This window comes from Sphingomonas insulae, assembly GCF_010450875.1.
Classification (GTDB): Bacteria; Pseudomonadota; Alphaproteobacteria; order Sphingomonadales; family Sphingomonadaceae; genus Sphingomonas; species Sphingomonas insulae.
On the sequence record NZ_CP048422.1, the window covers coordinates 563,531 to 576,077 of the forward strand.

General features: G+C 70.8%; 5 protein-coding genes. 3 read left to right on the forward strand and 2 right to left on the reverse strand.

Annotation, left to right across the window (positions count from 1 at the left end):
• Positions 1-441: 441 nt before the first annotated feature.
• Positions 442-2,556 carry a penicillin-binding protein 1C gene (pbpC, locus tag GTH33_RS04230; RefSeq protein ID WP_163957229.1) on the reverse strand — a complete coding sequence of 705 codons (2,115 nt, stop codon included), beginning with the start codon at positions 2,554-2,556 and terminating at the stop codon, positions 442-444.
• A gap of 639 nt (positions 2,557-3,195) precedes the next feature.
• Positions 3,196-8,919: an alpha-2-macroglobulin family protein gene (locus tag GTH33_RS04235; protein WP_243848350.1), complete on the reverse strand. Its 5,724-nt coding sequence runs from the start codon at positions 8,917-8,919 to the stop codon at positions 3,196-3,198.
• Between the two features lie 231 nt (positions 8,920-9,150).
• Here GTH33_RS04235 and GTH33_RS04240 point away from each other — a divergent pair, with 231 nt between their 5' ends.
• The 3 genes from GTH33_RS04240 (at position 9,151) to GTH33_RS04250 (ending at position 12,510) form a co-directional block, all read left to right on the forward strand.
• Positions 9,151-10,530, forward strand: a complete 1,380-nt coding sequence (locus GTH33_RS04240; protein ID WP_163957231.1) for a glycosyl transferase family protein — start codon at positions 9,151-9,153, stop codon at positions 10,528-10,530.
• Positions 10,527-11,534: a hypothetical protein gene (locus tag GTH33_RS04245; RefSeq protein WP_163957232.1), complete on the forward strand. Its 1,008-nt coding sequence runs from the start codon at positions 10,527-10,529 to the stop codon at positions 11,532-11,534. The genes GTH33_RS04240 and GTH33_RS04245 overlap by 4 nt, the downstream gene beginning before the upstream one ends.
• A 61-nt stretch (positions 11,535-11,595) precedes the next feature.
• Positions 11,596-12,510 (forward strand): sulfite exporter TauE/SafE family protein, encoded by a 915-nt coding sequence (locus GTH33_RS04250; RefSeq protein WP_163957233.1) that lies wholly within the window; start codon positions 11,596-11,598, stop codon positions 12,508-12,510.
• Positions 12,511-12,547 lie beyond the last annotated feature (37 nt).

The following is a 12,547-nucleotide window of genomic DNA, read 5'->3' on the forward strand; positions in this document are numbered from 1 at the left end:
GGTCGCGGCGGCCGGTCGCCATCGACAGATGATCGCGAGAGTGTTCGTCGTCAGTCAGGCGCCTCGGCGCGACTGTGTGCTGAGCGGGTATGGTACCAAGCCGCGGTTGGCCGCGTCGCATGCTACGCATCGACGCGGCCGTGCCGTGCTTGGACCGGCACTGATCCCGAAAGGGGAAAAGGGATCAGTGACGGCAAACGCGCCATGGTGGGAATGGTTCGCCGCCACGCCGACCGAGGTTGTGTTTTTACGCCGCGGTGCCGACCCGGGAACGGCGATGCCCGCCGTGGAGGATGCCGCGTGCGTCGAAAGTCACGAAAGTCTCATTCGTGAGAAGAGGCCGGGTCCCCGCCGGGGAGTGAAAGAGCGACCGTGCGAATCGGTTGCCGCAGGGCCTGGCACAGCGGCGCGCTGTAGGACAGGCCCGCCCGGAGCCGCCGTTCAACGCATTGTAAACATGACCTGATCGACGACGCGGCCGGCGAAGTCGACCAATCGCAACCGATGCGCACCCGGTCCCGGCAGGATCATCGGCGCGTGATCCGCCGGCCCCAGGTCGCGCCGGTCGAGCAGCACGCGATGCGCCGCCGCCGCACCGCTGACACCGATGCTGAGGCGCTGGCGATCGATCGGGATATCCGGGTCGAGCGCATAGACGCTGCCGGCGACCGGATTGGTGAAGCGGGGGCGGCGGGCGGCGGCCGGCGCGGCGGCGATCATCGTCTGGGCGGTGCCGCGCAGGAAATATTCGCGACGCGGCTCTTCGGTGCCGTCGGCGAAGGCGATGCGGCTCGCCTGCACGTCGGCCGGTGGCGGCGGTTCGCGGCCGACGGAGCGGGCATGGAGCGCCATCATCATGTCGCGCCAGACCGGTGCGGCGCCGCTGGTGCCCGACACCGCGCGCATCGGATCGCCCTCTGCATTGCCGACCCATACGGCGACGGTGAAACGGTCGGAATAGCCGATGCACCAATTGTCGCGCATCGCCTTGGACGTGCCGGTCTTCACCGCCGCCCAGAACGGCAGGCGCAGCGCCGAATCGAGGCCGAAGGTCGCGGCGCGGGCGTTGGGATCCGCGATCATGTCGCCGACGATCCATGCCGCCGCCGGCGAGACGATGGCGCGTGACGGTGATGCGGGCTGGGCCAGCGTCAGCCGCGGGGCGCTCCAGCGCCCCCGTTCCGCCAGCGCGCGGTACGCCGCCGCCTGTTCCAGCAGCGTCACCTCGGCCGAGCCGAGGGCAAGCGAGAAGCCGTAATAGGCGCCGTCCTCGACCAGCCCGCGATAGCCGAGGTCCCACAGCCGGTCGCGGAACGGTTCGACCCCGACGAGCAGCAGCGTGCGCACCGCGGGGACGTTGAGCGACCCGGCCAGCGCCGTGCGCGCCGATACCGGACCCTTGAAGCCGCGATCGTAATTCTGCGGCACGTAGAGGCCCGAGGCGGTGTCGAGCTGCACCGGCGAATCGTCGAGGATCGAGGCGGGGGTGAGATAGCGCCGTTCGATCGCCTGCGCGTAGAGGAACGGTTTCAGCGTCGATCCGGCCTGGCGGTAGCTGGCGGCGTTGTCGACGGCGGGGGCGGTGGACGCGCCGCCGATCCCGCCGACATAGGCGAGCACGTCGCCGCTCGCATTGTCGAGCACGACGACCGCACCGTCGCGGGCACGCGTGCCGCCGAGGCCGAGCAGCTGGCGACGCAGCGCCGCGGCGGCGAGGCGTTGCAGGCCGGCATCGAGCGTGGTGGTGATTCGCAGGCCGGGCCGGGTGAGCAGCCGCTCCGACAGATGCGGGGCGAGGCCGGGATCGAGCGCGAGGCTGCGGGCCGGGCCGAGCATCGCGGCCACGGCGGCGGGGAAGCGGGCGCAGTCGCGCGCGCGCCCAAGCGCACACGCCCGGCGTGCGATCGCCGCGGCATCGGCGCGCGGATCGGGCAGCAGGGCGGCAAGCAACAGCGCATCGTCGTGCGACAGGCTGGCGGGCGTCTTGCCGAACAGGCCGAGCGCGGCGGCGCCGATGCCCTGCGCCTCGCCCCGGTAACCGGCGAGATTGAGATAGGCTTCGAGGATCTGGTCCTTGCTCCACCGGTCTTCGAGCGCGCGACCGGCGCGGATCTGGCGCAGCTTGTCGAACCAGCCGCGGGCGCCGGGGCGGGCGAGTGCCGGGGAGAGGAAGGCGGCGACCTGCATCGACAACGTCGAGGCGCCGCGGGGGCGGTTGCGTTCGATCCGGTCGCGGGCAGCGCCGCCGACGGCGAGCCAGTCGACGCCGGCATGCGAGCGGAAGCGGCGGTCCTCCGCCGCGACGATGGTGTCGCGGGCGGCGGGCGCGATCTGGTCGAGCGGCGTCCAGGCGAGGCGACGGGCGGCGAAATCGACGCGGGCGCTGTCGATGAGCGTGCCGTGGCGGTCGTAGAGCCACGATTCCGACGGCTGCCAGCGGGCGCGGACGGTGGCGTAATCGGGCAGCACCGGCGGCCGGGTGGCATAGTCGAGCGTGCCTGCGGCGATGCCGAGCCCGGCGACAAGGGCGATGGCGCGGGCGGGAGTGGCGATCATACCGGGTGGCGCGGTGGGGTATCGGAGCCACAGAAATACGGTTCGTCATTCCCGCGCAGGCGGGGATCTGGACCGGCTGGCCTCGTGAGTCCGCCGGCGACCGTGGCGTATCTGGATCCCCGCCTGCGCGGGGATGACGGTGATCGGAAGAGAAGGAGCGGCCGGTGATACAGGCCAGAGGACGTTACTCTCGTCCTTCCGGGCGACGCCGGGAGCCTTGGACGTGCTGCCGCTGCCGATCCGAACGCCACCGACCAACCGTGTCCGTGGGTCCCGGCGTTCGCCGGGATGACGATAGGGCGGCGACGACGGGATTCGCGATGGCGTCGGCTCGTCCCGTTCGCGCGTTTCGAATCACGCAGCGTCATCCCTGCGCAGGCGGGGATGCACACTGGCTGGCCTTGAGAATCCATCAGCGACCCTGGCGTATCTGGGTCGCCGCCTGCGCGGGGATGACGATGGTTGGGAGAGAGAGCGGCGGGTGATGCAGGTCGGATGACATTGCCCTCGTCCTTCCGGGCGACGCCGGGAGCCTTGGACGTGCTGCCGCTGCCGATCCGAACGCCACCAACCCACCGTGTCCGTGGGTCCCGGCGTTCGCGGGGATGGCGATGGTGGGAACGGGATGGTCGCCCGCGCTCATCGTTGCGCGATCACCATCGGCGCGTTCGGCACCTGTGCGCGGATGCTTGGCGCATACATCGCCTCGACCCGGGTCGGCGGCAGGCTGAAGCGGCCGGCGCCGTTGAGGCGGACCGCATAGCTGACCGTGAAGCGCCCACGCGGCACCCAGGCGAAAAAGCCGCGCCAGCCGTCGTTGCCGCGCTCGACATAGGAGGGCTGGACGCCCTCGCCCTGCCCGCCTTCGCCCAGCATCTGCGACTGGTTGGCCATGTCGCCGACGATCGTGGCGCCCGCCGGGATCGGATCGCTGACGACCACCCAGTTGCGCTCTGCGGTGGCGTCGACGGTGATCGTCACGCGCAGCACGTCGCCGCGCGTCCACTGCCCGACGTTACGCACCTGTACCGGCGTGACGGTGCGGGTGGCGCGATAGCCGGCGAACAGCGGCGCCTTCAGCGGCACCGCGGCGCGGACCGACACCATCGCCCATGGGCCGCTGCCGCCGCTCTGGCTCAGCAGCAGCGGGGTCGTGGCGGCGGGCAGCGGCAGGCTGACCAAGCGCGCCTGCGGGCCGAGGGGCCAGGCGCGCGAGACGCTGGTGGCGCCCAGTTGCAGCGTGGTCGTGCCGGCGATCGCCTGCGCCGGGTACAGCCCTGCAAACTTGCGCACCGCGACCGCACCCCAGGCGTTGGCGGTGGTGGTGTCCCAATGGCCGCGCGACTGGCGTGAGGCGACGCCGACCATCATCTTCGCCGCCTCGCCCTGCCAGCCGGGGCGACCGAGCGTCACCAGCAGCGCCTTGATCGACGATTCGTCGGCGGACGACATCAGCCACCATGGCGCCGCCGATGCATCGGACAGATCGAGCCGGGTGCCTTCGTAGACGAGGCGGCTGCGCAGCACGCCCTCCGCCTGCCCCTTGAGCGCGGCGGCATTGGCGAGCCCCACCCGATCGAGCGCGGCGATGTAATCGGCCAGCAGCGCGGTCGGCATGTCCTGCGCGGCCAAGCCGACCTGCCCCAGCATCGCCGGGGTCGCCTCACCCGCGCGGGCCAGCGCGGCGAAGGCAACCAGGCGTTGCTGGCGGGGATCGCCGTAGCTTTCGTGGCGCAGCCGGCCGTCGAGCACCGCCTTCAGCCCCTCGACCATCCGCGCGCGCGGTGCGGGCGGCAGCGGCAGGCCGGCTTCGCTGGTCAGCGACAGGACATAGGCGGTCAGCGCCTCCGACCCCTCCAGCGATTCGCTCGGCCAATAGCGCAGCAGGCCGTCGGGCGCCTGATAGGTCGGGATCGCACCCGCCAGCGCGGTCCATTTTACGGTGTCGCCGAGCGCGACGATGCGGCTCAGCTGCTGTTCGAAGCAATTGTACGGATAGTCCGCCATGTAGCGCCGCACCCCGGTCAACGGCGGTGCGAGCGTGTCGGTGAGCTGGACGTCGACCGACCCGCGTGCCGGCAGCGCGCCGGCGGGCGGCGCGATCGGCAGGGCGGCGGCGCCGACGCGGGTCAGCGCTGCCGCCCATGTCTCGACCGGTATTGCGGGGACCACGTCCTGGGTGGCCGTCAGCCGATCGGTCGCCTTGCCGTCCGCGCTGCGGGCGGTGACCTGCCAGCGCAGCGTGCCGCTGGCCTGCGGTGCGGTAAGGTTCCACGCCACCGGCGCGGCGCCACCCGCGGGAATCGTGACGGTCAGCGGCTTGCCCTGCGCGATGCGCGGGAAGACCTCGACGTTGGCAGTGACGGTCATCGGCCGGTCGCTGCCGTTGCGCAGGGTGAAGCCCGCCGCATACCAGTCGCCGCTGCGCACCAGCGGCGGCAGGCCGGCATAGACCGACAGGTCCTGCGCGGTACGGATCGCGGTGCTGCCGGTGCCGAACAGGCCGTCGCCGTCGGTGGCGATCGCGACCAGCTTGAACGAGGACAGGGCATCGGACAGCGGCACCGACAGGCGGGCGCGCCCTTGCGCATCGAGCGCGACGCGTCCCTTCCACAGCAGCACCGGCTGGAAATTCTCGCGGTTGAGCGCCGCCGCGGCACCACCGCCGCCACCGCCGGCCTCCACCGCCTTGCGGCCGTAATGGCGCTTGCCGACGACCTGCATCTGTGCGGTCGAGGTGAGGACCGACAGCGGCCGGTCGCCCATCATCGCAGTGAGCACGTCCCAGCTGTCGTTGGGGGCAAGTTGCAGCAGCGCCTCGTCCACCGCGACGAAGGCGACATCGGCATCGGCATCGGATGCTGCGCTGCCGTCCGGCCGACGGACCTGCAATGCGACGTTGGCGGTGCCGCGGGGCGAGAAGCGTTCGTGATCCGCCTGCACCGCCACGCCGAGGGTATGGCCTTCCCAACCGACCTTCACCCTGGCGATACCGAGGCGGTAGGCGGGCTTGGACAGGTCGACCAGCGCGGTGGGTTCGGGCGCCGGTTCCTGTTTGACCAGCCCCAGGCGCTGGCCGATGCCGCGCAGCCAGCTCGTCCAGCCGCTTTCCACCCGGCCGCGCACGACCATCACCGAGACATAGACGTCGGGCGCATAGCTGCCCGGCATCGGCACCTCGACCACCGGATCGGTGCCACTGAGCTGCGTGACGAAGCTGGACAACACGCCCTCGCGCTCCACCGTCACCAGCGCGGTGGCGGACCGGAACGGCATGCGCACCTGGAAGCGCGCGGTTTCGCCCGCCTTGTAGGCGTTGCGTTCGGGCACGACGTCCATCCGGTCGCCGTTGTCGCCGCCGAACCACCAGGCGTCATCGCCCGCCAGCCAAACCGATCGCACGGCGCGCGCGACGTTGCCGTCGCCATCCGCCGCAGTGGCGACCACATAGACCTCGCCCGATACGCCGGGATCGACGCTGCATTGCGCGAGGCCCTGGGCGTCGGTGGTCGCGGTGCAGGACGCATCGAGCCGCGTCGTGCGCATCTGGTTGTCATAGGCGTAGAAGCCGCCGATCAGGCGTCGCCGCGCGGTGAGAATCTGGCGGCTGTAGAGCGCGACCGAGACCTTCTGGTTCTTCAGCGGCTTGCCACCGGTATCGAGCGCGACGAAGCGGAGGCGCAGGTCGTCCTGCTTCATCAGCCAGCCGTCGGTCTTGACGCCCAACTGCACGGCGGAGGCGTAGATGGGGACGTTGCGGCTGGCGGTCAGCACCTCGCCATTGGCATCCTGATAATCCATTTCGACCCGCATGTCGGCGAGGCCGTCGAGCGGCGGCACGTCGACGCTGGTCCGCGCGGTACCGCCCGCGCCGAGCGTCACCGGCAGCGTCTGGGTCGGCGGCAGCGGCGTCTGCTGGTCGTCGCCGTCGCCGTTCATCGGCTTGACGCCTTCCTCCACACGCGCGCCGCCGAAGGTATAGCCGTCATAGCCCGCCGGCGTGGCGCCGTGCGCGAACCAGCCGACGCGCACGTCGACGGGCAGGCCGCCCGCGCCGCCGCCGGACAGATAGCCGACGTAGAGGTCAAGCGGCAGCGACCTGGGCCGCACCGCCGCCGCCTTTGGCCCGGTGACGCTCGCACGCATCGTCGGCAATTTGTATTCGTCAACCTTGAACGACTGGTCGGTGAAGGTCACGTCGTCGCCGCGTACGATGCGCAGGTCGTAATCGCCCATCGGCGCGCCCTGCGGCGCCGTCCATGTCGTCTCGCCCCGCCCACGCGCATCGATGGTCAGCGGCAGGTCGAACTGCGTATCCGAACCCCGGTGTGCAAGGCGTAGCGTGCCAGTGAAGCCGGCGGGGATCGCAAAGCCGTTGCCGTTGGGACGACGGACGATATGCTTCATGTGGATCGTCTCGCCCTGACGGACGAGCGCGCGGTCGAAGACGGTGTGGAACGTCTCGGACGGCGCGGAATAGCCATAGGGCAATTCGAAGTCATAGGGCCGGATGCCGTCGCCCCAGCTGGTCAGCGCGAAGCTGAAATCGTCGCCGCTGCGCGCCGAGATCATCAGCGGGTGCGCGGTCGAAGTGTCGTTGCAGCTGCCGTAGGTTTCGGGTTCGGGCAGGCCCGCCGGGATCATCAGCCCGCCGCTGCGATCGGTCGCGCCGCGCGCGAGCAGCCGGCCGGAACAGCTGTCGCTGATCTGCACGCTCGCGTTGGCGACGGGCTTGCCGGTGTCGAGCGACGTCACCCAGGCGAGGCTGCGTTCGCGGCCCCATTTGAAATGCACCGCCATGTTGGTGACCAGCGCCGCGGTGGCGACGTAGCGGGGTGCGTCGCGTCCCAGCAGCGCACGGCCCAGGGCGGGGCTGGCGAGTTCGACGACGTAGAAGCCGGGCTTGCCGAGCGGGATGCCGACGACCTCGAAATCGCGGCCCTTGCCGGGCAGGCCGATCGTCATGCCGGTGCCTTGATTGCCCAGGATCGAACGGTCGCCGGTGTGATTGATCCGGCGCACGACCTCATCGCCGCGCTTGACGTCCTCGATGTTCGTCTCGTCCGCCGCATCGACGGTGCGCAGCCATTCGGCGACCGCCGCGTCGCTGTCGCCGACCTTCAGCGTGCGCCCGCCGATCGGCAGGCTCTTGCCCTGCAATGCGGGTTCGACGTTGCGGACGGTGACCGGCAGCACGCCGCCCTGCGCCGCTTCGAGGATGCCGAAGCCGGCGGCGAACTTCACCAGCGGTGGTGCGGCATCGAAGCGCACGTCGAGCGGGAAGCGTTCGGCGTTGGACAGCGCCCGCCCGCTCTCGTCCTTCAGGCCAGCGGGCAGCGTCAGCTTCGCCGTGGTTTCGTGGGGCAGCGGCGCCTTGAAGGTGACGTCGGCGATCGTGGCCTTCTTCTTGTCGTCGTCATCGAAGGTCGGCGTGATCTGCCGGCCATCGGCCATCGTCAGGCGGATCGCGGCGGCCTGGCTCATCGGCACGGGCGCGGTGAAGCGGACGTAGGCGGGCTGGACCGGGCTGCAGCCCGCCTGCGGATTGGTGCGGCTGCATTCGAAACGCGCGGCGAACGGCTTGCGGACGGTATAGTCGAAGCGCTGGTCGCTGCCGGCAAGCCGCCCGGTGGCGGAAGCGATGCCCTGCGGCCAGACCAGCGCCATGTCGCGGCCCGGCGGCAGCGCGCGGCGGCATTTCAGCGCGGTGACACCGGTGTACAGCGCCTGACGATCGGCCGGCTTTTCGGGAATCGCCTCCGGCAGGCCCGCGCGGTCGAGGAAGCTGCGCACCGACCAGTTCTGCGTCCCCATCTCGCCGATCAGCCTGGCGGGCAGGTCGGCGGACAGGACGTCGACCGGAATCTTTTCGCCGATACCATCGACCGCGCAATAGGCATTGGCGGCGACCGAGGCGCGGGTGGGGGCCAGTGTCGCGGCGACGAGGAAGACCTGGTCCTCCTCGATCTCGTCGCCGTCACCGGAGGGCAGCACCGCCCGTGCCGATGGCCCGCCGGCGTCGACCGAATAGCCGGTGCGACCGTTCAGCGCGTAACCGGCGACGCTCTTGAGCCCCTTTGCCGCTTCGAAGCTGCACCGCGCATCGCCCGCCAGCGGCGCGGCGAAGTCGAAGACCCAGGTCTGCTGGTCGACCCAGCGGCCGGTGCCGGCACAAGCGGTGGTGAACGGCGCAGGCGCGCGTGGATCACCCAACGGCACCATCGGCTGGTTGAAGCGGATCGTATAGCGTTCGACCGCGCCCGCCGCGCCGCCGATGCCCGGCTGCGCGAGCACGACCTGCGGGCTGTTGTCGCCGAACGCCGCCACCGGGGCGAGCGCCAATGCCAGCACTGCCCACCGCATCGCCCCGCGCATCCACCCTCTCCCCGTAGCGTATCGAGGCTAGTCGTCCCGCGCACGCGAATCCAGCGGGAAGATGGGCGGCGACGCACCGCGGCATTGCACCGATTCGGTGGAAAGTCCGGCGTCGCGCACCATCGGCGATACGGCAAAGTCGGCCCGACGTAACGACTTGCCCGGAAACGCTTGCGCGATGTTCGTCCACAATGGACCTTGGCGCAATCGGCGGAATGGATGCGCGTGGATCTACTGACAGCGATACTGGGTGCAGCGGCACGCGAAACCATGCTGTTCGCCGCGGCCGGCCTGCTGATCGGCGGGATCGACGATCTGATCGTCGACCTGTGCTTCATCGTCCACCGCCTGTCGGGACGCGCCGCACGGCTGAGCGTCGACACCCTGCCCCAAACCGCCACGCCGGCATCGTTCGCGGTCTTCGTCGCCGCGTGGGACGAGGAGGCCGTGATCGGCGAGATGCTGGCAACCGCGGTGCGGCGGTTCGATTATCCGGATTACCTGCTCTACGTCGGCGTCTATCCGAACGATCCGGGGACGATCGCCGCCGCGCAGGCCGTCGCCGCGACCGACCGCCGCGTCCGCGTGATCGTCGGTGACCGCGACGGGCCGACGACCAAGGCGGATTGCCTCAATACGTTGTGGCAGGCGCTGATGCGGGATGAGTGCGCGGGCCGTGTCACCCGCGCGGTGGTGCTGCACGATGCCGAGGATGTCGTCCATCCGGCCGAACTGACGGTGTTCGACGCGCTGATCGACGACCACGACCTGGTACAGCTGCCGGTGTTGCCGCTGATCCGCCGCGGATCGTTGGTGTCGGGCCATTATGCCGATGAATTCGCCTATGCGCACAGCATCCAGCAACCGGTGCGCGCCATGCTGGGTGCGGCGATGCCGCTCGCCGGCACCGGCTGTGCCATCGCGACCGCGATGCTGCGCGGCATCGCCGCCGAACGCGGTGGCGCTCCGTTCGACGCGAGCAGCCTGACCGAGGATTACGAGCTGGGACTACATGTCGCCGAGCGCGGCGGCACCAGCCGTTTCGCCCGGGTCCACGATCCCCGCGACGACACGCTGGTCGCCGTCCGCGCCTATTTCCCCGACAGCCTGCCCGCCGCGACCCGGCAGAAGGCGCGCTGGATGACCGGCATCGCGCTTGCCGGGTGGGACCGGACCGGGTGGGGGCGACGCCACGCGATCGCCGACCATTGGATGCGGATGCGCGATCGGCGGGCGCTGGTGTCGGTGCTGGTGCTGGCGGTCGCCTATGCGGCGGTGCTGCTGTGGCCGATGAGCGCCGGGCTGCGCTGGGTCCGCTCGATGCCGGCGGCGGACGACCGGCTGGCGGACTGGCTGTTGACGACGACGTCGCTACTGCTCGTGTGGCGCCTGTCGATCCGCATCGCCTGCACCGGCAGCGCCTATGGCTGGCGCGAGGCATGTTGGGCGCTGCCGCGCTTCTTCGTCGGCAACCTCGTGTCGCTGATCGCCGCGCCCCGCGCCCTGCACCGTTACCTGCGACTGCTGCGCGGCGAGGCGGTGGTATGGGACAAGACCGCGCACGTATTCCCCGACCAAGCCGCCGTCACGCCGACATGACCGGTGGCCGCCCCTTGCGTTTCCTGGCGATCCTGCTGAGCGGCTGGGCGACGGCGCGGGGCATCGACATCTACAATGGCGCAGCAGTCGCGTTGCCGCACTGGATCGCGCCGGTCGCGCGCGTGATCGCGTCGCTGGGGAGTACCGCCGCCGATGCCGCGCCGCTGCCGGTGGGAATCACCAACAGTCCACGCCGGGCGGCAAGGACGATCGCGATGCCGGCGGGCCCCGGACTGCCCCACGCACGCCTTGCCGCGGCGCGGGCCGACCGGGCGGTTCCGGCGCCATCCGTCATGGATGGGCAGAGCATCCCCCCGCGTTCGTCGCCATCGCCGCTGCTGTCGCCGGCGGTGCTGCCGCCATCGATCGTCCGATCCGGCCCGCGGTTGGCGGGCAGCGCCTGGCTGATCGCGCGGGGCGGGTCGACGGCGAGCGTCTCGGGCAGCCAGCTCGGCGCATCGCAGGCGGGCGCGCGGATCACCTATGCCCTTGGCAGCGGCCGCCGTGTCGCCCTTGCCGCGAGGGTATCGGCGCCCCTGGCCGGGCGCGGCAAGGAAGCGGCGATCGGCTTCGACTGGCAACCCATACGGGCGCCGATCCACATCGTCGCCGAACAGCGTTTCGCCCTGGACGGAGGGCGCGGCGGCGCGATGCTGGGCGTGGTCGGCGGCTTCGGACCGGCCATGGTCGCGCGCGGGCTGCAACTGGAGGGCTATGGCCAGGCGGGGGTGATCGTGCGCGGCGGCGGCGAAGGCTTCGCCGACGGCGCGTTGCGCGCATCGCATCCGCTGTCCGCGATCGGTGCCTTGCGCGTGGATATCGGGGCCGGGATCTGGGGCGGGGCGCAGCGGAGCGCCGCGCGGGTCGACGTGGGTCCGTCGATCGGCGTGGTGGTGCCGGCCGGACACGGCGCGATCCGGCTGACCGCGGATTGGCGCCAGCGGATCGCCGGGACCTCGCGCCCCGGTTCCGGCCCCGCCCTGTCGATCGGCACCAACTTCTGAACGCGACGACCGGTGCGAAGCGCACTGGTCCGCGGCGGCCAGCGGCCTATAACGCCACATCGTGGACCTGTACCTTCCCATCGCCAACCTGTCGGTCAACGCGATCGTCATCGTGCTGCTGGGCGGCGGCGTCGGCCTGCTGTCCGGCATGTTCGGGATCGGCGGCGGGTTCCTGACCACGCCACTGCTGATCATCTATGGCATCCCGCCGACCGTCGCCGCCGCATCGTCGGCCAGCCAGGTGACGGGCGCCAGCGTATCGGGCGTGATCGCGCATTTCCACCGCAACGGCGTCGATACCAAGATGGGCGGCGTGCTGGTCGTGGGCGGCATCCTCGGCAGTTTCGCAGGCGCCTGGATCTTTCGCCTGCTGCAGGCGAGCGGCCAGATCGATACCGTGATCGGCGTCGTCTATGTCGTGCTGCTCGGATCGATCGGGTCGATGATGGCGTATGAATCGATCGTCGCGATCGGCGTGGCGCGCGGGCGGCGGGTCGCCAAGCCGCGCAAGCGCCGCCATCACCCGCTCGTCGCCGCGCTGCCGCTGCGGACGCGCTTTTACGCATCGGGCCTGTACATCTCGCCGCTCGCGCCGCTGCTGCTCGGCTTCGGCACGGGCATTCTCACCATCCTGCTCGGCATCGGCGGCGGCTTCATCCTGGTCCCGGCGATGATCTACCTACTCGGCATGGCGACCAGCGTGGTGGTCGGCACGTCGCTGTTCCAGACGCTGTTCGTCACCGCGGTAGCAACGATGGTCCATGCGACCACGACCAAGGCGGTCGACATCGTCCTCGCCGGCCTGCTGCTGGTGGGATCGGTGATCGGCGCGCAGCTGGGCGCGCGGTTCGCGACCAAGGTGAAGCCCGAGTATCTGCGCCTCGCGCTGGCGGTGATGGTGTTGCTGGTCGGAACCCGCATCCTGCTCGGCCTCGTCTGGCGGCCGGAGGAGATCTTCACGGTCGAGCTGACGTGACGCGCCGACTGCCGCTGCTACTGCTCGCGCCGCTGGC

Coding starts and splice junctions, on each gene's coding strand:
- GTH33_RS04235 (WP_243848350.1), bottom strand. CDS start 8,919: ATGCGGTGGGCAGTGCTGGCATTGGCGCTCGCCCCGGTGGCGGCGTTC.
- GTH33_RS04240 (WP_163957231.1), top strand. CDS start 9,151: ATGCGCGTGGATCTACTGACAGCGATACTGGGTGCAGCGGCACGCGAA.
- pbpC (WP_163957229.1), bottom strand. CDS start 2,556: ATGATCGCCACTCCCGCCCGCGCCATCGCCCTTGTCGCCGGGCTCGGC.
- GTH33_RS04245 (WP_163957232.1), top strand. CDS start 10,527: ATGACCGGTGGCCGCCCCTTGCGTTTCCTGGCGATCCTGCTGAGCGGC.